Below are 24,412 nucleotides of genomic sequence, written 5' to 3' on the forward strand. Positions count from 1 at the left end.
ATGTCCACTAAAGAGCCGTTGAAGACTACGACGTTGATAGGTTGGATGTGGAAGTGCGGTGACGCATGAAGCTGACCAATACTAATTGCTCGTGAGGCTTGACTATACAACACCCAAACAGTTGTATGTAAAGCATCAATTGATTCACATATAATCAATCAAACTTGATTTAGTTGAAAAGCTAGATACATGAGCGAGGAATAAACAAACATTAATTATGTTTGTCCGAGCGCAAGACATAAAGCTATGCTTTATGTTAAAATCAACTCAAATATACCTGTTAATAACTCATTTGGTAGAAAACTTAGCACGAAGAGCACTGCTCTGAGATTAGACTAAGCAAGTATCCATAACAGTTGTGCTGGCGACAATAGCAAGAGTGAACCACCTGATCCCTTCCCGAACTCAGAAGTGAAACCTCTTAGCGCTGATGGTAGTGTGGGGTTACCCATGTGAGAGTAAGTCATCGCCAGCTCATTATTCGAAACACCCCCTGACTAGTGCAGGGGGTGTTTTTTTATGCGGGGAGAAAAGGGGCGGAAAAAACAAAGAATTCTTCATTCATTTTTATGTGATTTTTAAATTAAAGGCTGAAAGGCGTATACTATCCGTGTCATTGATGGAAAGCTCATGTCTGATTTAGCCACAAATTCTCCTTATATTGAATATGGCACACGACCATTTCTTGCCATTTTATTTTCTTTATTTTTAGCGGGCTTCGCAATTTTTTCATCGTTGTATTGTGTACAACCGATGATGCCCATTTTTGCTGATTATTTTCATGTCAGTCCGACAGATAGCAGTTTTCCTTTATCTTTTTCAACCATTGCCTTAGCGGTAGGGCTGCTGTTCACTGGTTTGATTTCAGATCGATTCGGACGCAAGCCTGTGATGGTCACCGCTTTATTTTTGGCAGCGTCACTTTCAATCATTAGTTCTATATTTCCGCTTTGGGAAATATTTTTGCTGAATCGCGTGCTGATCGGATTAAGTGTTAGCGGTGTTGCTGCTGTTGCAATGACTTATATTGGAGAGGAAATTGCGCAAAAAGATATAGGCTTTGCAATGGGCCTGTATATTTCAGGGACCGCAATTGGCGGAATGGGGGGGCGTCTCATTGCTGGGGTATTGATTGATTATATTAGTTGGCAAAATGCCATGATGATTATCGGCATCATTAACCTCTGTATAGCCACAGCGTTCTTCTTATTACTTCCAGCATCTCAACATTTTCAAGCTTATCCCATTCTTTTCAACCGATTTTATGAATCTTTCGTTAAAAATTTAGTAGATCCTAAGCTTAGAATCTTATTCCTTCAAGGTTTTATCCTCATGGGATGTTTTGTCTCTATATTTAATTATATGAGCTACCACCTATTAGAAGAACCTTATCAACTTTCTCAAACTTGGATTGGCCTAATCTCCATAGCTTATTTGGCAGGAATATATAGTTCACCTCGGGCTGCAAGTTGGGGGAAACGCTTTGGACGGGCAAAAGTTTTACCTTCGATGCTGATCATGATGTTGTTGGGGCTGCTGATCATGCTCATTCCGGCATTTTGGTCAGTCATTTTGGGGCTGATTGTATTCACTTTCGCTTTTTTTGCAGCGCATTCCACGGCAAGTAGTTGGGTTTCGGTTCAATCCCTGCAGTACCGTGCCGTAGGTTCATCCCTGTATTTATTTTGCTACTACTTAGGTTCCAGTATTTTGGGTAGCAGTAGTGGTTTGGTTTGGGAGATGTCTGGTTGGATTGGGTTGACGGGCTTTATTGCTGTTATCTTGATGATCGGTTTATTTTTAGCAATACAATTGAATAAATTAAAATAGAAATATGTGAATAAGCTATTATTTAATATTCGTTTTACATCTATTTTTTAATATAAATAACGCTATAAAAATGGCGGAATTTACTATTTTTATGATTATACAACTTTGGTCTAATATGCCTTTTAAAAGGTGCCTCATAATAATGAAACGCATCACAATATAATAAATAAAATATTTTTGTTTATCATTTTTAAAATTTATTATATTTTTAAGTAATTGATATTTAATGTTTATGTGTATATTCTGAATGTTTTTGCATTTATTTTTGGTTGGAATTATAAATAGATCATCATTAGTTTTAAACTGAAGGTGATTATGAAAAATATAACTATTTTAATGATGGCTTTGGTTTTTATCTTAATTTCAGCTTGTGCAAATACCACGAATTTAGGGACAGCAGGCGCAGAGCGTAGACAGTTTTTTATCGTTCCTCAAAAGTTATTAACTAAACAGGCAGATAGAACCTATCAACAATTTATTCATCAGGCGAAAGACAAGAAACTTTTGATCATCGATCCGAAATTGGATCAAGTTTTAAATAAACTCAAGCAAAATGCGGAGTTTTACCGCCATGGTTCGAGTCAATGGGATTGGCAAGTCAGTGGGAATCTCAATAAAGATTTAAATGCACATGGTTTTCCAAGTGGGAAAATTGTCATTAATACGGGTTTGTACTGGAGTTTAAAGCTGACTGAAGATGAATTGGCATTTGTGATGGCGCATGAAATGGCACATGCATTGCGTGATCATCATCGTGAGAAGATTTCCTTGCTGTTTGCTAGTCAGGTGGCGATGATTTCTTCAACTGCAGGTATCGGCGCGCTTGCTACTGCGGCCAGTAGTGTGACTGGGCAAGCTGTTTTTTTGCCTAAAGTTTCAAAATTTGAACTGGAAGCAGATGTCCTTGCACTTGATCTGATGTCGAAAGCGGGTTTTGATCCAAATGCAGCATTGAGTTTTTGGCATAAATATCAGCAGGAAACGACACGCCGTCAAATGCTTGATGTAAAACCATTAATGACTCAAGACAGTATAGATAAACGTAAGATTTATATTGAAAAATATTTACCTGAAATGCACATTCAATTTCAACAGGCGCAGGCCGTAATGTTGAATAAAATGCGATAACTCATGGCACATTCTAGATTGATTTTAGGCTGAAGCCATGTTGCTCATGAACTATTTAAATCTGGTTTTTAGATGCTGCTATCGCACTGTTAAATCTGATGACTATATAAAACAAATCAATGATTCTGTAGCTATTGTATAAATTATAATCAAGCATGATGAATGGAATTCATGGTAAAATGATCGGCTTTCATCTTCTTTGATCTTTTTTCAGATCATTCCATCTGCCAGCCGAGAATTGCTAGCCATGTCTACTGCTTATACTATGCAGACTGCGCCAAAAGCGTTGTTTGATTACGACAAATATTGGGCGTCATGTTTTGACCCTGCGCCATTTTTGCCGATGTCACGCGAAGAAATGGATCAACTCGGTTGGGACAGCTGCGACTTTATTTTGGTTTGCGGTGATGCGTATATCGATCATCCATCATTCTGTTCAGGGATCATCGGCCGTACCCTTGAAGCACAAGGTTTCCGTGTCGGGATTATTGCTCAGCCAGACTGGACCAATGTAGAAGCGTTCCGTGTATTAGGTAAACCGAATATTGCTTGGGGCGTGACAGCCGGCAACATGGATTCGATGATCAACCGTTATACAGCTGACCGTAAAATCCGTTCAGATGATGCGTATTCTCCGGATAATCAGCCGAATAAACGTCCAGACCGCGCAGCAACAGTCTATTGCCAGCGTGTGCGTGAAGCTTATCCAGATGTGCCTGTATTATTGGGCGGTATTGAAGCCTCGCTGCGCCGTATTGCACATTATGATTATTGGTCAGACAAAGTCCGCCGTTCAGTATTGATGGACTCGAAAGCCGATCTATTGATGTATGGTAATGGTGAACGTTCAATCACGGAAATCATGCATCGTTTGGCCCGCGGTGAAAAAATCCAAGAGATTACGGATGTCCGCGGTACAGCATTTATTGTGAATAAAAATAACAGGGCTTCAAAAGCGAAGTTTGTTGAAATCGCATCGAATGATGTCGATGCGATTGGCCGTGTCGATCCGATCATTAATCCTTATGTGATGACCGAAGACCTTGAAGGCTGTGAAATCGAAAAAGGCAAAGACAGCGTTACGCAATATCAAGGCTTCCAAAAAGAAGCGGTAGCAAATCCGATTGTTCGTGAAGGTGATAACTTAGACGCCGATACGCAAATCGTGCAGCTGCAGCCTGCATCAAAAGCTATTAAGCATAAATTGCCGCCGCGTGAATTGGCGGTGATTCGTTTGCCTGCCTATGAAGATGTGGCGAATGATCCTGTGCTGTATGCACATGCCAACCGTATTTTGCATTTGGAAACCAATCCGGGCAATGCGCGCGCGATGGTGCAAAAGCATGGTGAACGTGATGTTTGGCTGAATGCACCGCCGATTCCATTGACTACAGAAGAAATGGATTATGTGTTTGACTTGCCATATGCACGTCTGCCACATCCTGCGTATGGTGAAGCGCGTTTTCCTGCCTTTGACATGATTAAGTTCTCTGTAAACATTATGCGTGGTTGTTTTGGCGGCTGTACCTTCTGCTCAATTACAGAGCATGAAGGGCGTATCATTCAAAACCGTTCTGAAGAATCGATTTTACGTGAAGTTGAAAAAATTCGTGATACTGCACCAGGCTTTACTGGGATCATTTCTGACTTAGGCGGCCCAACGGCCAATATGTACCGCTTGGCATGTAAAGATCCTGAGATTGAAAAGAACTGCCGTAAGCCGTCGTGTGTATTCCCAGGTGTATGTCAAAACTTGCACACCGATCATGCGCCTTTAACCCAGTTATACCGTAAAGCGCGTTCATTGCCGGGGATTAAAAAGATTCTAATTGGTTCTGGTTTACGCTATGACCTTGCGGTGTTAAACCCAGAATATGTCAAAGAATTGGTGACACATCACGTCGGCGGTTACTTGAAGATTGCGCCTGAACATACCGAAAAAGGTCCATTATCGAAGATGATGAAACCGGGGATCGGGACCTATGACCGTTTCAAACAAATGTTTGATCGTTTTAGTAAGGAAGCAGGGAAAGAGCAGTATCTCATTCCTTACTTTATTGCAGCGCATCCGGGTACGACGGACTATGACATGATGAACTTGGCGATTTGGCTGAAAAAGAATGGTTTCCGTGCCGATCAGGTGCAAACCTTCTATCCATCACCAATGGCGACTGCAACAACCATGTACTACACAGGTAAAAACCCGCTGGCTAAAGTGGCGCGTTATACCGAAAATGTCGATATCGTGAAAGGTGAAAAACGCCGTCGTTTGCATAAAGCCTTCTTGCGTTACCATGATCCAAACAACTGGCCATTGCTACGTGAAGCGCTCAAAGAAATGGGGCGTCAGGATCTGATAGGGAACTCAAAACAGCATTTGATTCCGACGTATCAGCCTGCGGGTAGTGCTGAGGGTCAATACCAGTCTGCGCGTAAAAAGAACTCAAGTATTGCGGGTGATTCACAAAAACGTACAGGTGAACAAGGTAATCGGACGAAGGCTGCTCAATCGCGTCCTTCAAATACCAAGAAGCGTCCTGAGCGTGGTCAAATTTTGACGCAGCATACTGGTCTGCCGCCGCGTGAAACGGGTGAAGCGAAAAAACCTTTTGGCGGTTCGAAACCCAAAGGAAAATCGAAGCCTAAATCACGCGCTTAAAATGATGAAATAAAAAAAGACACTTCGGTGTCTTTTTTTATGGCTGATATGCTCGGCAGCATCAGACAGTTTGCATTTTTATATGTTGTTACAAGCTTAATGCCATATGTGCGTCGGTTATCTCAATGAAATACGAGCAAAATTTGACAGCTTATCGGAATTGTCAGACAGTGAGAGGAAATGCACTTGCTGTCGTTTTAGCGAATGATCTAAAGTATCAATATATAGCAATGGATGCTATTACTCTGAACGAAGTGGCATGTGATGTTTGACGCTTTAAGTTTGCAACTTTTTGTCAGTTTAAATACGTATTGTGTGAAAGTTAGAGTTATTTTTTTTAATAGGAAATTAAAAAAATAATACTGGTTGTATACTTCGTATTCATAAGAAGTATGTCAAAAACCAAAAATATAAGAAATATAAAGGATTATGAGATGACTATATACATAGTAATAGGGAGTATTTTACTCTTCTGTGTGCTCATAATGGCTTGGAAAAGTTTAGAAGGTGATTCTAAGCAACAAGATAGCGCATTGAAACAACGTGCTATTTTCAACATTAATGAGCAATTAACCTACACGCGTTTAAAAGAAATTTTGCCTAAGCATACGATCCTCGCGCATGTGTCTTTTGATGCACTGTTGACCACGAAATATTATCGTACGCGGAACAAGTATCGAAATATGGTGGCGGACTTTGTCGTCTTAGATGAACAGCATCAGATCTTGGCGATCGTCGCTTTAGATGATCCAATGGTGCTAAAACGGATGCAGCAGTCGCAATATCAAGATGCTTTGCTTGCTTTGGCAGGCTATCGGGTCATTCGTTATGATGATGTGCCTGAGTACGTTCAATTACGCGAAGATTTCTTAAATGAGCAGCGTGTACAAGCGCCATTTGTACCGGTTAATGATTTGAAAAAATATCATTTATATTCAGATTTGGAACGTAAAAAGATCAAAATTATTGGATCTTAGGGATTCAAAGAGCAAAGCCTTTTGCAAAAAAAAGCGTGTCTTTAGACATGCTTTTTTTTAATGGTTATTTAGGCTTAATGATTATTCAGGCTTAACGGCTACGACGGTTAATTCTACCAGTACACGCGGGTCGTATAATTTGGCTTCAACACAAGTTCTGGGTAATGCTTCAATGTCTGACACCCACGCATCCCATACTTCATTAAATGCTGCATAATCCTGTTCAATATCTTTCAGATAAATGGTCACTGACATAATCTTGCTTTTATCTGTACCGGCATCTGCAAGAAATTGATCAATGATCTCAAATGTTTGCTGTGTTTGTCCTTTGATGTCTAAATCAAGGTCTGTTGCCAATTGACCTGCCAAATGGACCAATTGACCAGAAATAGCGATTTCGGAAAAGCGTTTTGAAACATGCAGGCGTTGGATGGTCATGTGGAATATCCTGAAAGCAAAAAGGTCACTTAATCTTGAGTTTTAGGCATTGTAGCGGCAACAAAGGCCGTCAATAAACAGCCGACAGCAAGGTAGATTGCCACATAATGCCATGAACCATCACCCAAAATCACCAAAGCTGCTGCAATCATTGGGGTAAAGCCACCACCGATAATACTGGCCACTTGATAGCCGACACCTGCGCCACTATAGCGATAGGCGGTACCAAACAGGGAGGTGAAAATCGGTTGGTGTACACTCACCACCATATCATGGGCAATATTGGCAAGGAAAATCGCACCGACAATAATTAGCCAAGTATTTTGTGCATCAAGGGCCATGAAGAAGGGAAAAGCTGAAAGCGCACCAATCAATCCACCCAGCACGCACATTTTACGATGATCAAATCGATCTGCTAGCCACGCAAAGAGGGGAATGCTGAAACAGCTAATGGCACCAACCATTAAGGTGATATTGAGGAAGAACTGTTTGTCCATGCCCAATTGAGCGGTGGAATAATTCAGTGCAAAGTTCGTCACCAAATACATGGTGAGTAACTCGGTCAGGCGCAGCGCAATAATGTAGAAAAAGGCTTTGGGGTGTTGGCTAATTGCTTGCAGAATCGGTAATTTTTGCGGCGTTTGTTGAGCTTTGACCACATGGTCGACGAATTCTTGAGATTCGTCTTGATCACGTCGAATCCACATCGCGATAGCCAGCAAGATAATACTGGCAATAAAGGGAATTCGCCATGCCCAATCAGCAAAAGCATCTTCGCCCAAAGTGGCAATAATCAAAGACACAGCGCCTGTTGCAAGAACAAGTCCTACGCCATAGCCAATTTGTACACCACTGCTGTAAAAGGCTTTTTTGCCTTTCGGGGCATTTTCTACAGCCATCAGGGCAGCGCCGCCCCATTCTCCACCAACCGCAAAACCCTGTATTGCTCGAAGTGTCACGAGCAGGATCGGGGCCCACCAACCGATGGCCGCAAAATTGGGTAATAAACCAATGCCGACCGTCGAAATACCCATCAGGATGACGGTGAGCACCAACATTTTCTTACGACCCAGCTTGTCACCAAAATGTCCAAACACAATGCCGCCTAAGGGGCGGAACAAGAAGCCAACGCCAAAGGTCGCCAAGGCAGCAAGTGTGCCCATATTGTTGCCAATACTGGGGAAAAACTGATCTTTGAAAATGAGTGCGGCAACAATGCCATAAAGTAAAAAATCGTACCAATCGACTACGGCACCAATGAAGCTACTTAATGCGGCTTTACGAGCGCGTTGTTCTTGATTTTGTGAAATATTTTGAGGATTTGGAGCAGATTTTTCAGAAGGCATACAGCGGGGTATTCCATGATTGACAACAGAGTTGCCCTGTAATATTCGGATTTGATCGTCACGCCAATCACAGGACAGCATGCTGAAAGTAAAGGTGATTTTCAGCATCTCAGCGCATACACGGATAATGTAGTGCGCTGATAGAGTACTCTAATTTTAGGCTTTGTGAATAGCTAATTGCTTTAATTTTGTTCTTCTGCCTAAATCTTAAGCAAATATGATCTTCTTGAAGTTTTTAGAGCAGCGAAAGTTGTGCTTCTTGGTTTTGCGCACTTAATTGATAGACCCCTACGCCAATCAGGCGAAATTGATCTTCCTCAGAAATATGCATTTCATGCAGTAATTGCTGTAACACCTGCGCAAGGTCTTCACGATGATTCAGTGACGTTTTAAAACTCTTACTGTGCTGTAGCACTTGGAAATTCTTCAGTTTTAATTTGGCCGATACACCACGTGCGCTTAACTGCTTTTTTTCTAAACTAGACCAAACTTGGTCAATCAGTTTGGGCCAATAGGGCCGACATTGGCTCAGGGTGAGATCATCATCAAAAGTGGTTTCTTTGGAAATCTGTTGACGCTCGCGGCTAGATTGGACCGGTCGTTCATCAATCCCTTGCGCATACAGATAGAGTTGCCGTCCATATTTACCGAAATGATGAATCAGAACGGCTTCTTCAATTTGTTGTAAATCACCCAATGTATTGAGTTGCATGGCTTTTAATTTTTCTTGAGTGACTCTTCCCACACCGGGAATTTTTTTCAGTGCCAAGTTATGGATGAAATGCAGAACTTGTGATGGTTTGATAATACAAATGCCATTGGGTTTGTTCCAATCAGAAGCGACTTTAGCCAAAAATTTATTGGGCGCGACACCTGCGGAGGCAGTTAAACCAGTTCTTTGTAAAATCTCTGCCTGAATTCGCATAGCGACTTCGGTGGCGCTCGGAATGTGTTGTAAATTTTCTGTGACGTCCAAATAAGCTTCGTCTAAAGATAGCGGCTCAATCAGAGACGTATAGCGTTGAAAAATGGCATGAATTTGCGCCGAAACAGCACGATATTTTTCAAAATTAGGTTCGATCACCACGACCTGTGGACAGAGTTTACGGGCCTGTGCCATTGACATTGCTGAGCGTAAACCAAACTCACGTGCAGGATAGGACGCGGCACAGATGACTGCACGAGGGTGATGTGAAGACACAACAACAGGAAGCTGCTTGAGTTCTGGACGTTCCCGCAGCTCTACTGATGCAAAGAATGCATCCATGTCGATATGTATAATTTTCCTCATGCCTAGTTAGATCAGTGCCTAAAAATTGAATTTCAGTATCGCACAGTCAATCCAGCACTTTCCTCAATTTTTTAACTCGAACGACACAGGTTGACTGAGTAAAACCACCTTGGTGTTTTGAGTTGCTGCCGACTGTATTAATAGATTTAGGCTTTGAGGGGTGTCATCGGCAAAGCGGGGCAAAAATTCGAGCTCTGGATTCAGTGGTTTGAAAAAATTATCCCAATGAATTGGAATCACGGTACTGGGTTGAAGAATCGCTAAGGTTTCTTTGAAATATTGCTGTTGAAACGCTGCCGTTTGCTTGGAAAGTTGGGCAATGCCTAAAAATAAAGTATCGACTTTTAGTTTTTGCAACTGTTTGGGCACAGCACCAGTACTGGCTTTGACTAAACTGTAATGCGGCCCATGTTGGATGAGATAATCATACGATCCACCTTCTTTAAACGCACTAAAATGTGCAGGGAGTTGCAGTGGCTGCGAAATTTCTTCTCCCAAATCATCATTAACGGCCGTTGGCGGTGTATGTTGCGAGGGGATGGCAGTAATGGTGAATTTACCGATTTGCATCGGTTGCCAAGCTTGAACTTCGTGTAATTGTGATTCAGCGATTGGCATCGCCCGTGCGATATTTAAGGTACTTTTAGAGCCGATAATTATGGCCTTGGGGAGTTGGTGGGCCAACATTGGAATATCGAGCGCATGATCATAATGCGAATGAGTCACGAAAATAGCACGAGTGCGTTTTAAGTCGTATTGGTCGATATAGCTATGTAATAAAGGCTGATCACTTTGGATTTGAGTAAATACGGTCCGACTGAGTGAAGGTCGACTAAAGAAGCCGTCTATGAGAATTTGCTCTTGGCCATCGTCAAAAAGTAAGGTGGAAACGCCAAAGAATTTGACGTGATAGGGCGCCGCTGAGCGAGTATCTGTAGTGCTTTGTGTGGGAAGTTGATAATGCCACGTTTTAAACGCTGCCAAGGTCCCTGAAGGTTGGATCAAATATGCCAATATCCCGATGGCGAGGATCATAAAGACTGAAAATATAATAAGAAAAATTTTTAAAATACGCATCCTGCGACTCAGTTTTCATGGATTATTTTGTTCGATGTTGTCCTGAGTCGGTGAATAAATCAACGGGGTTTGATCGGGGAAACGCCATTTTTGTCTAAAAAATCAGTCCAAGCCTTATCATCACCTGAAAATACATTTAAATCGACGCTGGTCGAGATGCCTTGAATTTGTCCTTGATTGGTATGTTGCCAAATCAGCCATTTCGGATTGTTTTTTAGATCGGGCGGGCCTTTATATTCACGGACCCACAGCGGCGTCTGTTTAAACTCGCCAGCTAAAACAATATTATAAAAAGACTTCGAGGTATAAAAAATCGGTTGTTTGCCATAATGGCGGTGCAAGCGATCATGCATATAAGTGATTTCTTTGAGTAACTGCTCTTTGCTGTAGGTGTTAATGCAGTTGGTGTCATATTCCAAATCAATCACGGGAGGAAGGGCATCGGCTTTTTTCGGCACGGAAGCAATAAAATTTTCTGCCTGAATCTTGCCATCACGGCACAGACGATAAAAATGATAGGCCCCAACTAAAAAGCCGTTTTCCCGCGCTTGTAACCAGTTATCTTGAAATTTTCGATCTTTAAAATCACCACCTTCCGTAGCTTTGAGATAAACGAATTGGTATTTTTTAGGTGAAATTTTTGACCATTGAATATCTTTTTGATGATGAGAAACATCAAAGCCTTTGACGGGATATTCTTCTGCAGATGCAGGGCGATGTGGCATCACAGCTAAATAACCCAATCCAGCCACCACCATGACGCCGCTGATAGCGCTGAGTGCAATAATCGGGCTGTATTTTTTGAGTGAACTTTTTGTGGTACGTGATTTGGCTTTTTTAGGCATGAAAATGTATCCAAGTGTCCTTTTTATCATAACCCTTTAGGGGCTGAACTGTCATAGATTTGCCCGATGACACAGGTTTAGACATCCACATGTTTAGGAATTTGCCAAAAAATCGCTGCGGTAATCAGGTTAATGCAGCCGAGTAAAATCAAGGTGCTATGGAATGCCGTTTCGATTTGTGCAGGACCATAATAGGCCGTAAACACGTTGACTAAAGTCCCTGCCAAAGCCACACCGATACTCATCGACACCATCATAATCATCGACAAGAAACTGTTGCCACTGCTGGCATCTTGTTGGGGTAAATCTTTGAGGGTTAAGGTATTCATCGAAACGAATTGCAGCGAGTTTAAAATACCAAAAATAAAAAAGTGTAAGGCACGTAACCAAGTGGGGGTTTCAGCCGTAGAGAGTGCAAAACTGCAAATACAGGCACCGACCAAGAAAGTATTTACCAATAACACTTTACGATAGCCAAAGCGTTGAATAATTTGACGAATAATCGGTTTTGATGCCAATGAACCGAGTACCGTCGGTATCATCAATAAACCTGTGATAAATGGCTCAAAGCCAAAAGCCACTTGTAGCATTAAGGGAATCAAAAATGGCATGGCATTGCCGCCAAGGCGGGCAAAGAAGTTGCCGATAATACCGATGGCATAGATCCGATTTTGAAATAATTTACTGCGAAACAGCGCATTGGCGTGAGTATGTGCATGAAAGGCATAGATCAAACTGGCGATGATCCCCGCAGCGACTAATAGCAGGCTCCACCATAGCGGCAGATGCGGGCTAGCAAAGTTTTCAATGCCTAACGATAAACCCACCATGGCGATGACCAATAAGAAAAAGCCCATAAAGTCGAAGCGTTGTACGCTCGGTTCGGTCACATTGGGCATGGCTTTAAAGGTAATAAGTACTCCTAACAGTCCCATTGGAATGTTAATTAAAAAGATCCAATGCCATGTTGCGACTTCCACCATCCAACCGCCAAGGGTAGGGCCAATTAAGGGGCCCATTAAACCAGCAAGGCTCATCAGACTCATAGCCGATAAAAACTGTGTCCGAGGAATCACTTTGAGCATCGCCAAACGCCCAACAGGCAGCAGTAATGCGCCACCTATGCCCTGAATTACCCGATAAACCAGCAGCTCATTCAGGCTATTGGCCATGCCGCAGCCTAGCGATGCTAACGTAAAAATAATAATGGCTGTGAAATAAGTATTTCGTACGCCAAAACGATCGGCCAACCAACCACTTAAGGGAATACACGCCGCAACGGACAAGACATAGGCCACGACCACACTATGCATTTGAAGTGGGTCTTCACCTAGACTTCTCGCCATAGCAGGGATTGCTGTATTGACGATGGTCGTATCCAGCCCTTGCATAAAAAAGCCAATAGAGACCAATAGCACAAGAAGTCTAAATTCGGGTTGTAAAGCCTGATGTGTTGGCGTGCTATTCATAAGTCAATAAAGCTGAGATTTTTAAACAGTTTAAATGAATATTGCCATTCAGATGTAGTAAAAGCTTTGCATAATTGAGCCAAAAAATTGCAAGAAAAATGCAATGAAAGTTTCATCTCTATGCAACCTAATGTTTATAAATTGGTCATATTTTAATAAAAGACGAATGAAAACATGAAACTACAAATTTCGGCGCTGATGTGATTAAACAAGGCGATGTGGGACCTGAAGATCTGATTTTTATTGCCGCCAAAGATTTGCCCAATGCTTAACCTTTGTTGGTGGTTGGAAATGAAGTGAGCGGTAGCACGGCGGTTTATCAGATTAAATTGAAATAATTAAAGTTTAAAGCATTTGTTTTATTTGAGGTTTTTATTTTAGTGTCGAGAAAAGCATGGCACGAAATTGTATGAACGCCAGATAAACTGTCATAATGCGTTCAAGTCCTTCATTTATTGGAGGGCTTTTTCTTTATGGCAAAGGTGTTTTATTTTCATGACAATCGAAATTCTGATGGTCATAGGCTTCTGTCTCGCGGCCTATTCTATTGTCGGTAATGATGTGCCACAGACATTGGGAACCTTTATTTCATCCAATGCGCATCGCCCTTGGTGGCTGTTGTGGATCTATGTCAGCAGTATTTTAGCCATTGTATTGGTTTATGGTTGGTACAGTTCTGGCGTGGAGGATGCATCTTATGGTCGTTTAGAAACGATTCCATTTCCCGCAGAAGGGGTCACGTGGCTCTATATTGTGCCACCGATCTTACTGATCATTTTGACTCGCTACGGAATCCCAGTCAGCACCACATTCTTAGTGTTAACGATTTTCTCTCCGAGTAGTCTCGGCTCGATGTTAACCAAGTCCATGATGGGTTATGCGGTAGCTTTTGTTGTCGCAATTATTGTTTATCGTTTTGTAATTAAAGGCATCTCGGTTTATTTCAGTAAAACACGTGATGAAACCCCCTCGAATATTTGGGTGGGACTACAGTGGGTTTCGACGGCATTTTTATGGAGTCAGTGGCTGATTCAGGATTTGGCCAATATTTTTGTCTACGTCCCTCGTCAGGTGCCGCTGGAGTTCCTGATTTTTGCAATTGTGGTGTTTATCGTACTGCTTGGGATCATTTTGTACCAACGTGGTGGGGCGATTCAGGGCATTATCGACACCAAAACAGGTGTGGCTGATATCCGCTCGGCAACCATTATCGACTTTATGTATGCCTTGATTTTATTGGTGTTCAAAGAGTGGAGTAATATTCCAATGAGTACCACTTGGGTGTTCTTGGGCTTACTCGCAGGACGTGAATTTGCCATGTCCATGCATTTACATGAAGTGAATAAATATCGAACTTCACGAAATGTCAGCAAAGATGCGATGAAATTGATGCTTGGTTTGTTGATGAGTATTTTCTTAGCGACAACCTTGCCATGGTTCTATCGTGTGGTGTCAGGTTAAGTCGACACGATCTTGATTTGAAGTAACATCGAGCAATAAAAAAAGGGGAATACTTTATTCCCCTTTTTGACATCTAAAATACAGTTAGACCACGAAATTTTTCGGGCAATCTAAATTTTTCAGTGCGCTAAAGATCTGCTTCGAAGAATTACATACGATCAGTTTGGCACGATGCTGCGGCGGCAAGAAACCTTCAGCGACCGCATGGTCTAATTGTGCAATTAGTGCATCATAGAAGCCATTGACGTTATAAAGCATCATCGGTTTTTGGTGTTGATTCAACTGTCCCCAAGTGGCGATTTCTAAAATTTCTTCGAATGTACCGAGACCACCGGGCAGAGCAACAAAGGCACTGGCACGTTCTGCCATCATGGCTTTACGCTCATGCATACTGCGTACGACGTGTAATTCAGTCAAATGATTATGTGCAATTTCATAATCCAACATAAACTCAGGAATCACACCCACAGCTTCGCCGCCATGATCGACCACAGCGTCAGCAACTTGACCCATCAGGCCAATACTGGCGCCACCATAGACCAGACCAAAACCATGTTCAGCCAAGCCTTGCGCTAATGCGATGGCTTTTTCTTGATAAATTGGATTGTTACCAGAGCGGGAGCCGCAATACAGTGCGATTAAAGGTTGTGTTGTAGCAGGAGAAGGATTACCACGTTTTTCTGTCATTTTTAATCCGCTATTCATTACGTTTTAATTTTACCTTAGCATGTTATTTTTTATGACACTACATTGGCAGCTAAATATGACAATTTAATGTCATCATTGGGTTTAAATTCTTCCATACAGAGATTGTACTTTGGTAAAAAAGGGTGAATTTTTACCTTAACTTGCTATACTTAAAACTTCATTTTAAGCTAAAGAACCGTCATGGGTAGTGGTTGTTGTCACTCAGCACACATCAAAATATTAGAAAGAACGCCATTAAAAGCGTTTGCGCATGTCCAATGCATTTCATTTTCAAATCAGCATGATCTACGTGTGAATAACATTCAGGAGATACAACCATGATCTTTGAATGGATGTCCGATCCTTCTGCATGGGTGGGTTTATTAACACTGGTGGTGCTTGAGATTGTTTTAGGTATCGATAACCTGGTTTTTATTGCGATTCTTGCGGAAAAATTACCGCCAGAACAGCGTAATACCGCACGGATTGTCGGCTTATTGCTTGCACTGTGTATGCGATTGGTCTTACTGGCCTCAATTGCATGGGTGGTGACTCTAACCAACCCACTGTTCCATATTTTCGACCATCCATTTTCCGGTCGAGATCTAATTTTACTGTTTGGTGGGGTGTTCTTGCTATTTAAAGGCACCATGGAACTGCGTGAACGTCTTGAAAACAAGCCGATGCTAAAGGAAGAAAATCCTGTGCATGCGACGTTTTGGATGGTGATTGTGCAGATTGTGGTGCTCGATGCCGTGTTCTCGCTCGATAGCGTGATTACCGCTGTCGGGATGGTGAAACACCTTTCTGTCATGATGATTGCGGTCATTATTGCTGTCGGCATTATGCTGTGGGCATCTAAACCACTGATGAACTTCGTGAACCGTCACCCAACGGTGGTGATTCTGTGCCTGTGCTTCTTGATGATGATTGGTTTCTCGCTCTTAGTCGAAGGCTTTGGTTTCCACATTCCAAAAGGCTACTTATACGCAGCCATTGGTTTCTCCGTCCTGATTGAGTTCTTGAACCAAACCATGCGTCATAATCAGGAAAAAATGGTGACAACCACAGACTTACGTTATCGCACTGCCTCAGCGGTGATGCGTATGCTCGGTGGGAAAAATGTTGCAGACAATCAAAATGAAAATGAAGATGTGCTTGCAACACGTGCCTTTGCTGATGAAGTCTTTGATGAAGACAACGGTGTTTACCACAGTGTCATGGTGCAAGGTGTACTGGGTTTATCTGAACGTCCAGTGAAGTCGGTGATGACACCTCGTCCTGAACTGGAATGGATTGACTTGGATGAAGCGCCTGAGGCGATTCGTGCTCAATTACTCAGTACCACGCATTCACGTTTGATTGTGGCACACGGTGAGTTAGACAATATCGCGGGTGCGGTACTGACTCATAAAGTCATGAATGACTATATTGAAACAGGCGTACTCGATTTTGAAAAGCATCTCCGTGAGCCTGTGGTGGTACATGAAAATGCACAAGTCTTGATGGTGATGGAGCAACTGCGTCAAGCGCCGTTACAAATGGCCTTAGTGTTGAACGAATACGGTTCAATTGAAGGGATTGCTACACCGATTGATGTCTTAGAAGCGATTGCTGGTGAGTTCCCCGATGAAGATGAACCTGAGACGGCAGCAGAAAGTCTCGATGATGGTTCATTGTTACTCGATGGCTCAACCGACATTCGTCATGTGTCTTTATTGTTGGGTCGTGATTTGGTGGATGATGCTGAACAGTATTCAACTCTGTCCGGATATATCTTATTCCATTTGGGTCGTTTACCAGCCAATGGTGAAAAATTCAAAGCGGATGAACACATTTTTGAAGTGGTTACGATGGATGGTCATAAGATCGAAAAAGTGCATGTCATTCCCATGCCAACTGAAGATTAAGTTGCGTATCGGGGGGTAATCTATATAGATCACTGATGTTACGCACGTAAAAGTAATTACGCATTTTTAAAATGATTTTTAAGTCTATTCGACGGAGTCTTACATCTAGGGTTTAAATAAAGGGATTAGCCTTCGGCTGGAGGTACTTTTGTTTCGGCAAAAGTACCCAAAACCATTGTCATCCGCAAAACTCGTTCACTACCGTCAAATTATTCAAAGCATTGCAAAAACATTTTTGATTAGAAGTAGTCCTGTCTCAAACACTTGCGGATGACCTTACCGTGTATCATTCTTTTATTTGAATCGATACGGATCTACTGATGAAAATTGTGTGGAAAGATCCGTTAAAATAGCCTGCATTGTCAGGCTATTTTTTAGGGAAACAAATATGTCACAAGTCCAGTGTCCATGTGGCAAAGGTGAGTATGGTAGCTGTTGTCAGCCCTTACATACGGGGCGTGAAAATGCACAGACTGCAGAGCAATTGATGCGTTCACGTTATAGTGCATTTGCACAACATGAGATTGATTATATTGTACAAACAACTGCAATTGGACAGCAGCAAGCCTTGGATGTGAGTGCCATTGCAGCGTGGAGTCAGGCCAATCAATGGTTAAAGCTTGAGGTGGTACAAGCCCAAGAAAAACTCGATAAAAACCATGCTCGAGTTGAATTTAAAGCCCATTATCACGATGGGCAGCAAGCGCAGGTACATCATGAAATTTCACACTTTGTGAAGTTCGAGCAGCGCTGGTATTTCCTTGATCCGACCACAGAGATGCAAATCACCATGAAGCAACCATGTATTTGTGGCTCTGGACGAAAATTTAAACAATGTTGTGCGCAATTTTTATAACATTTGAGCAGATTTAGCTTAGAATAGCGCGCATCTCAACCCTCAGTGGAAGAAGGGCGATGTTACTTACCGTTATTTATATTATCGCAATCACGGCAGAAGCAATGACAGGTGCATTGTCTGCGGGTCGGCGGAGTATGGACTGGTTTGGGGTAACATTGATTGCCTGTGTCACGGCACTGGGGGGCGGTTCGGTTCGTGATGTGCTGCTTGGGCACTATCCACTGACTTGGGTTAAGCATCCAGAATATCTCATGCTGACCTGCTTTGCTGCATTTGTCACCATCCTGATTGCAAAGTGGATGCGTCATCTTCGTAATATCTTCTTGGTTCTCGATGCCTTGGGTCTCATTGGTTTTACCATTATTGGCTGTCAAATCGCTTTAGAAATGGGACATGGTTTTGTCGTTTCTGCGGTAGCAGGGGTGCTAACCGGAGTCTCTGGCGGTATTTTACGAGACATTCTATGTAACGATGTCCCGCTGGTGTTCCGTCGTGAACTTTATGCCAGTATTTCTTTTGTGTCCGTGATTTGTTATTGGCTCTGTATTGAGATTGGATTATCGCTAGAATTAACAGTCATTGCGACGCTCATTTTCGGTTTCACCTTACGTCTGATCGCCATTTACTTTGGCTTAGAAATGCCTAAATTTATTTATAAAGATGATGATGATCAGTCAGTATCTTCAAAAGATTTGTCGTAGCTGCATTGCTATAACATCACATTAAAATGCTAAAAAGACGGATCAATGGTCGGTCTTTTGCATGGATCTATACTAAAAAACGCAAAATCATACATCCTGTTGGGAAAGCAGTGTTCATCCTTCCACCAGTTCAGAGATCTTGTTATGGACTTAGTCTCACGTATACAACGCTTACCCATCGGTAAGTTTCACTACACTTTACTTTGGGTTATTGGCCTTGGCTGGATGTTTGATGCCATGGATACGGGGCTCATTTCCTTTATCTTAGCGAAAATGGCTGAAGATTGGGCCATGACGCCAAATGATAAAAGTTGGGTGGTCTCGATTGGTTTTGTTGGGATGGCGATTGGCGCGGTGTTTTCTGGAGGACTGGCAGATCGCTTCGGCCGAAAAACAGTGTTTGCATGGACATTGGTGATTTATAGCTTAGCCACTGCTGCATGTGCGTTTGCACCTAATCTAACTTGGTTATTGGTATTTCGTTTTATTGTCGGCTTAGGTTTAGGTGGACAACTCCCAGTCGCGGTGACTTTGGTCAGTGAATATATTCCGGCTCATGTACGTGGACGTTTTATTGTCTTACTAGAAAGTTTTTGGGGACTGGGCTGGTTGGTTGCGGCGTTAGTATCACGCTTTATTATTCCGGATTTTGGTTGGCATGCGGCTTTCCTGATTGGCGGTATTCCTGCGTTATATGCGATCGTGATTTGGAAAATGGTGCCCGAATCGGTGCCTTATTTGATTAACCGTGGACGTTTTGATGAAGCACATGCATTGGTGAAAAAGATTGAAGCCAAATGTGGTGTAGAAGTTGTTGAAATCTTTGAAGTCAAACCGGTTGCAGAAAAGCACAATATCAGTTTTTCACAGTTGTGGTCAGGGATTTTTGCACGTCGTACTTTAATGCTGTGGCTCATTTGGTTCGGTATCGTCTTTTCTTATTACGGTATTTTTACATGGTTACCAAGTTTATTGGTCAAAGAAGGCTACACCATTGTTCAATCCTTTGAATATGTTTTGGTCATGATTTTGGCACAATTACCGGGTTATATTGCAGCTGCATGGTTGGTCGAAAAATTAGGTCGTAAAGCTACGTTGGCGGGCTTCATTGGGATGTGTGCCATTTCGGCATATTTCTTCGGTCAGTCTGGCAGTGTGACAGAGATTGTGATTTGGGGCTGTTTAATGTCCTTCTTTAATCTCGGTGCTTGGGGCGTACTTTATACCTATACACCAGAACAATATCCGGCCAATATTCGTGCCTTTGGTTCGGGCTGGGCGGGTGCCATTGGTCGGATCGGGGGCATTGCCGCGCCTTTTGCTGTGACACATATGATGGATATGGATCATGGTTTTAGCTATGTATTTATGATGTTTACTGCAGTCTTAATTGCCGTTGCCGTGGTGATTTTGGTTTTAGGTGAAGAAACCAAGGGCAAAACTTTAGAATCCATCGGTCTATAAAGACTGTTGAATTTTTAGTTGATCATGGTGAATAAAATGGATATTTTTACGCCATAAGACACAATTTGTCGCAGAGTGTTAGATCATCCCCTTGTATAGGGGGCACCTGCGACATAGCATAAGAACCCAATAAAGAACGAACAATTTAGGATTACAGGTTGTTATGACAAGCCTTGCGCATCATGCGACAGAAAACCGTTCCGTAGCAGAATTTACCGAACAAGCATATCTCAACTACGCCATGTACGTGATTATGGATCGTGCATTGCCACATATCAGTGATGGTCTAAAACCCGTTCAGCGTCGTATCGTCTATGCGATGAGTGAACTCGGGTTAAAGCCAACGGGTAAGCCAAAAAAATCTGCACGTACGGTTGGTGATGTACTGGGTAAATACCATCCTCACGGTGACTTAGCTTGTTATGAAGCTATGGTACTCATGGCGCAGCCGTTTAGTTATCGCTATCCATTTATTGAAGGTCAGGGAAACTGGGGCTCACCAGATGATCCGAAATCCTTCGCAGCGATGCGATATACCGAAGCAAAACTGTCTGCTTATAGTGATTTATTATTGTCTGAGTTAGGACAAGGAACCTGTGATTGGCAGGATAACTTTGATGGTTCGATGAAAGAGCCAGTGAATTTACCGGCACGTGTTCCAAATATTTTACTCAACGGCACAACGGGTATTGCTGTGGGTATGGCAACGGATATTCCACCGCATAACTTACGTGAAGTGGTGAAGGGCACCATCGCCTTAATTCGCAATCCAAATTTAACCGATGAGAAAGTCGCAGAATATATTCCTGCGCCTGATTTGCCGACACGTGCGGAAATTATTACTTCTCCAGAAGAATTACTCAAAATTCAAACCACAGGTCGCGGTAGTTATCGAACTCGTGCGGTGTACAGTATTGAGAAAAATGAAATCGTGATTACGGAGCTGCCGTATCAGGTTTCAGGCTCAAAAGTGATCACGCAGATTGCAGATCAAATGCAGGCGAAGAAGTTGCCATTGGTCACGGACTTACGTGATGAGTCAGATCATAAAAACCCAACACGTTTAGTGATTGTCCTGCGCTCAAACCGTATTGATGCTGAATCGGTGATGAGTCATCTATTTGCAACCACTGACTTAGAGTCGAGCTATCGTGTCAATATGAACATGATTGGCGCAGACGGTCGTCCGCAAGTGAAATCGATCCGCCGTATTTTGTTGGAATGGATTGAAATCCGTAAAAATACCGTAACACGTCGTTTGACTTATCATCTGAATAAAATTGAAAAACGGTTACATATACTTGCAGGCTTGATCATTGCCTATCTGAATATTGATGAAGTAATTCGTATTATTCGTGAAGAAGATCAGCCTAAACCGGTGTTGATGACGCATTTTAATATCGATGAAATTCAAGCCGAAGCGATTTTAGAACTTAAGTTACGTCATTTGGCAAAACTTGAAGAAATGGAAATGCGCCGTGAACAAGAAGAATTGGAAGCCAAAGCAGCCATTATTCGTGAACAATTGGCGAACCCTGAATCATTAAAAGCATTGATCATTAATGAACTTAAAGAAGATGCGAAGAAATTTGGTGATGACCGCCGTTCTCCAATTGTGAAACGTGCAGAAGCCCATGCGATTAATGAACAGGATATGCTTCCTGCAGATCCTGTAACTGTCGTTTTGTCTGAAGCGGGTTGGATTCGCTCGGCGAAAGGTCATGAAGTCGATGCTGAGAACTTAAATTTCCGTGCAGGTGACCAATATCTCAGCCATGCGCAAGGTAAATCGAATCAACGTGTGTATGTATTAGATGATGCCGGTCGAAGCTATGCTTTGGGCATCAATACCTTGCCATCCGCGCGTGGTTTAGGTGAGCCTCTGAGTTCTAAACTTGCACCTGCAAGTGGTGTCGGCTTTAAACAAGTGTTTATTGCCGAAGATGAAACAGAAGTCTTGGCGATGAGTAGTAAAGGCTATGGCTTTAAAACCCAAGCCAAAAACCTCGATACCAATGCAAAAGCGGGTAAAGCCTTCCTTAGTTTATCTGAAGGCGCGGCGGTCATGAATTTGACGGCGATTGAAAATGCAACACATCTTGCACTCCTCAGTTCTGCGGGTCGTTTGCTGTTGGTTGAACTTGATGAATTACCAGTATTGAATAAGGGTAAAGGTAATAAATTGATACAACTTGAGGCAAAAGATCAAATTGTATCCATGACAACTTTGAATTTAGATGAAATAATTCAAGTGCTTGCAGGAAATCAACAATTAAAGCTTAAAGGCGACGATCTGCAAAAATATGTGGGCAAACGTGCATCGAAAGGTGTGTTGTTACCACGTGGATATCAAAAAGCAAATAAACTGTTCATTCAAAGATAATACTAGCATCCATGGAACGAAATACGTTATATATGCTGTTATTCGTGAAATGGATGCAATATTAAGCACAAACAAGTTAAATAATGACCGCTTAATATTGAAAAAAAACAGTTGGATTATTAAGGATTACGACAGGAGAATTGGGCGTTATGGAAAAGATTTGGTTCGCTGAATACCAAAAGACAGGGATTCCAGAAACTGTAGAATTACCCGCAGAAAATACCTCATTGGTCGATATTTTTGAGCGTAATTTCCAGAAGTTTGGCTCAAGAGATGCCTTTATCTTTATGGATAAAGTCTTAACTTTTAAAGAACTTGATGAAGCAAGCCGTAAATTTGCAACTTATTTGCAAAGTTTAGGTTTGGCTAAAGGTTCACGCGTTGCAGTTATGATGCCGAATGTTCTTCAATATCCTGTTGTTGCATTAGGTGTATTCCGTGCTGGACTGGTATTGGTCAACGTGAATCCACTGTATACCTCTCGTGAACTTGAGCATCAATTGAATGACTCTGGAACAGAAGCTCTAGTTATTATTGAAAACTTTGCATCTGTTTACCAAGCGATTATTGGTAAAACCCCAGTAAAACACGTGATCGTGGCATCTGTGGGCGACATGCTCGGTACACTGAAAGGTACATTGGTTAACTTTGTATTACGTTCAGTGCGTAAACAAATTCCAGCTTGGAACATCCCAGGTCATATTCGCTTTAATGCAGCAATGTCTAAAGTGAGTGCAAATAATTACAAGCGTCCAAACTTAACTTTAAGTGATACTGCGGTACTTCAGTATACTGGTGGTACAACTGGCGTATCTAAAGGCGCAGAATTGACTCATCGTAACCTTGTGTCAAACATGTTGCAGTGTGATGGTATTTTCCAAAGTAAATTTGGTCAGCAAGATGGTCAGCCAGATGATCGTATCTTCTGTGCATTACCGCTGTATCACATCTTTGCATTTATGGTGTGTGCACTTTACGGTATGTACAAAGGTCAGGCGAACGTATTGATTCCTAACCCGCGTGACCTACCTGCGGTAATGAAAGAATTACGTAAATACCAACCTTCATTCTTTCCAGCAGTGAACACTTTGTTTAATGCTTTGGTGAACAATGAAGAGTTCAAGCAACTTGACTACAGCAAGCTAAAAATGGCGATGGGTGGTGGTATGGCAGTACTTCCTTCGACTGCAGAAGCGTGGAAGAAAGTTACCGGTACCAATATCATCGAAGGTTATGGTTTATCAGAAACTTCACCTGTTGCAACCGCAAACCCTCCAGCATCAATGGAATTCAGCGGTACGATTGGTATTCCATTGCCACTGACTGAAGTTGCTATTTTAGATGATGATGGCAATGAAGTTGCTCAAGGTGAGCAAGGTGAAATTTCGATTCGCGGTCCTCAAGTCATGAAAGGCTATTGGAACCGTCCAGATGAAACTGCCAAAGTAATGACGGCGGACGGTTTCTTCCGTACAGGTGACATTGGTGTCATGGATCCACGCGGTTATGTGAAGATTGTAGACCGTAAAAAAGACATGATTTTGGTGTCTGGCTTCAACGTTTATCCTTCTGAAATTGAAGAAGTTGTTGCAAAACATCCAAAAGTGCTAGAAGTTGCTGCGATTGGTGTTCCTGATGAAAAATCAGGTGAAGTACCTAAATTATTCGTTGTGAAAAAAGATCCATCTTTAACGACTGAAGAAGTTTTGGCATTTGCAAAAGAAAACTTAACTGGCTATAAACGCCCACGTTATGTTGAATTTATGGATGAATTGCCAAAATCGAACGTCGGTAAAATTCTACGTAAAGATTTGCGTAAAACCGCATAATACGATGCATAAAAAAAGCGCCTTCGGGCGCTTTTTTTATCGCTTTAAATTTAGCTCA

The 24,412-nt window shown here is 42.2% G+C and carries 18 protein-coding genes and 2 rRNA genes; 13 read left to right on the top strand and 7 right to left on the bottom strand.

Annotation, left to right across the window (positions count from 1 at the left end; genetic code table 11):
- The 6 genes from FTU64_RS01610 to FTU64_RS01635 all read left to right on the top strand — a co-directional run.
- Nucleotides 1–106: ribosomal RNA gene (locus FTU64_RS01610) — 23S ribosomal RNA — on the top strand; the annotation flags it as partial.
- Nucleotides 107–360: 254 nt separating this feature from the next.
- A 5S ribosomal RNA gene (gene rrf, locus FTU64_RS01615) occupies nucleotides 361–475 on the top strand.
- Nucleotides 476–630: 155 nt separating this feature from the next.
- Nucleotides 631–1,830: an MFS transporter gene (locus tag FTU64_RS01620; protein ID WP_180055483.1), complete on the top strand. Its 1,200-nt coding sequence runs from the start codon at nucleotides 631–633 to the stop codon at nucleotides 1,828–1,830.
- Between the two features lie 315 nt (nucleotides 1,831–2,145).
- Nucleotides 2,146–2,958: a M48 family metallopeptidase gene (locus FTU64_RS01625; RefSeq protein WP_180055482.1), complete on the top strand. Its 813-nt coding sequence runs from the start codon at nucleotides 2,146–2,148 to the stop codon at nucleotides 2,956–2,958.
- Nucleotides 2,959–3,205: 247 nt separating this feature from the next.
- The gene (locus tag FTU64_RS01630) at nucleotides 3,206–5,617 is read left to right on the top strand and encodes a YgiQ family radical SAM protein (RefSeq protein WP_180055481.1); all 2,412 of its coding nucleotides are present in this window, start codon (nucleotides 3,206–3,208) and stop codon (nucleotides 5,615–5,617) included.
- Between the two features lie 434 nt (nucleotides 5,618–6,051).
- Nucleotides 6,052–6,594 carry a DUF2726 domain-containing protein gene (locus tag FTU64_RS01635; protein WP_078189487.1) on the top strand — a complete coding sequence of 181 codons (543 nt, stop codon included), beginning with the start codon at nucleotides 6,052–6,054 and terminating at the stop codon, nucleotides 6,592–6,594.
- Nucleotides 6,595–6,675: 81 nt separating this feature from the next.
- Here FTU64_RS01635 and FTU64_RS01640 read toward each other — a convergent pair whose 3' ends face one another.
- The 6 genes from FTU64_RS01640 to mdtD form a co-directional block, all read right to left on the bottom strand.
- On the bottom strand, nucleotides 6,676–7,032 hold the full coding sequence (locus tag FTU64_RS01640) for a RidA family protein (protein WP_180055480.1): 357 nt from the start codon (nucleotides 7,030–7,032) through the stop codon (nucleotides 6,676–6,678).
- Nucleotides 7,033–7,061: 29 nt separating this feature from the next.
- Nucleotides 7,062–8,378 (bottom strand): shikimate transporter, encoded by a 1,317-nt coding sequence (shiA, locus tag FTU64_RS01645; protein WP_180055491.1) that lies wholly within the window; start codon nucleotides 8,376–8,378, stop codon nucleotides 7,062–7,064.
- A 235-nt stretch (nucleotides 8,379–8,613) separates the two neighbouring features.
- A complete protein-coding gene (gene dinB / locus FTU64_RS01650) occupies nucleotides 8,614–9,669 on the bottom strand; it encodes a DNA polymerase IV (RefSeq protein ID WP_180055479.1) in 1,056 nt (351 codons plus the stop codon).
- A 63-nt stretch (nucleotides 9,670–9,732) separates the two neighbouring features.
- Nucleotides 9,733–10,746 (bottom strand): MBL fold metallo-hydrolase, encoded by a 1,014-nt coding sequence (locus FTU64_RS01655; protein ID WP_180059108.1) that lies wholly within the window; start codon nucleotides 10,744–10,746, stop codon nucleotides 9,733–9,735.
- Nucleotides 10,747–10,805: 59 nt separating this feature from the next.
- Entirely contained in the window at nucleotides 10,806–11,591 is a 786-nt protein-coding gene (locus tag FTU64_RS01660) for a GH25 family lysozyme (RefSeq protein WP_180059109.1), read from the bottom strand.
- Nucleotides 11,592–11,668: 77 nt separating this feature from the next.
- Nucleotides 11,669–13,060 carry a multidrug transporter subunit MdtD gene (gene mdtD, locus FTU64_RS01665; protein WP_180059110.1) on the bottom strand — a complete coding sequence of 464 codons (1,392 nt, stop codon included), beginning with the start codon at nucleotides 13,058–13,060 and terminating at the stop codon, nucleotides 11,669–11,671.
- A gap of 495 nt (nucleotides 13,061–13,555) precedes the next feature.
- Here mdtD and FTU64_RS01670 point away from each other — a divergent pair, with 495 nt between their 5' ends.
- Complete coding sequence (locus FTU64_RS01670) at nucleotides 13,556–14,521, top strand: hypothetical protein (RefSeq protein WP_180010710.1); 966 nt, start codon at nucleotides 13,556–13,558, stop codon at nucleotides 14,519–14,521.
- Between the two features lie 84 nt (nucleotides 14,522–14,605).
- Here FTU64_RS01670 and FTU64_RS01675 read toward each other — a convergent pair whose 3' ends face one another.
- A complete protein-coding gene (locus FTU64_RS01675) occupies nucleotides 14,606–15,226 on the bottom strand; it encodes a TIGR00730 family Rossman fold protein (protein ID WP_078192607.1) in 621 nt (206 codons plus the stop codon).
- Nucleotides 15,227–15,546: 320 nt separating this feature from the next.
- Here FTU64_RS01675 and FTU64_RS01680 point away from each other — a divergent pair, with 320 nt between their 5' ends.
- The 6 genes from FTU64_RS01680 to FTU64_RS01705 all read left to right on the top strand — a co-directional run bounded on the left by FTU64_RS01680 (nucleotide 15,547) and on the right by FTU64_RS01705 (nucleotide 24,354).
- Nucleotides 15,547–17,118: a TerC family protein gene (locus FTU64_RS01680; protein ID WP_168378245.1), complete on the top strand. Its 1,572-nt coding sequence runs from the start codon at nucleotides 15,547–15,549 to the stop codon at nucleotides 17,116–17,118.
- 388 nt (nucleotides 17,119–17,506) lie between these two features.
- Nucleotides 17,507–17,974, top strand: coding sequence for a YchJ family protein (locus tag FTU64_RS01685; RefSeq protein ID WP_180059111.1), 468 nt, complete (start codon nucleotides 17,507–17,509; stop codon nucleotides 17,972–17,974).
- 59 nt (nucleotides 17,975–18,033) lie between these two features.
- A complete protein-coding gene (locus FTU64_RS01690) occupies nucleotides 18,034–18,678 on the top strand; it encodes a trimeric intracellular cation channel family protein (RefSeq protein ID WP_078189475.1) in 645 nt (214 codons plus the stop codon).
- A gap of 144 nt (nucleotides 18,679–18,822) precedes the next feature.
- Nucleotides 18,823–20,142: an MFS transporter gene (locus tag FTU64_RS01695; protein WP_078189474.1), complete on the top strand. Its 1,320-nt coding sequence runs from the start codon at nucleotides 18,823–18,825 to the stop codon at nucleotides 20,140–20,142.
- Between the two features lie 163 nt (nucleotides 20,143–20,305).
- Complete coding sequence (gene parC / locus FTU64_RS01700; protein WP_180005204.1) at nucleotides 20,306–22,525, top strand: DNA topoisomerase IV subunit A; 2,220 nt, start codon at nucleotides 20,306–20,308, stop codon at nucleotides 22,523–22,525.
- Between the two features lie 149 nt (nucleotides 22,526–22,674).
- Nucleotides 22,675–24,354 carry a long-chain-fatty-acid--CoA ligase gene (locus tag FTU64_RS01705; RefSeq protein WP_180059112.1) on the top strand — a complete coding sequence of 560 codons (1,680 nt, stop codon included), beginning with the start codon at nucleotides 22,675–22,677 and terminating at the stop codon, nucleotides 24,352–24,354.
- The last annotated feature ends 58 nt before the right edge of the window (nucleotides 24,355–24,412 follow it).

The organism is Acinetobacter sp. YH12128 (assembly GCF_013418655.1).
Taxonomy (GTDB): domain Bacteria; phylum Pseudomonadota; class Gammaproteobacteria; order Pseudomonadales; family Moraxellaceae; genus Acinetobacter; species Acinetobacter amyesii.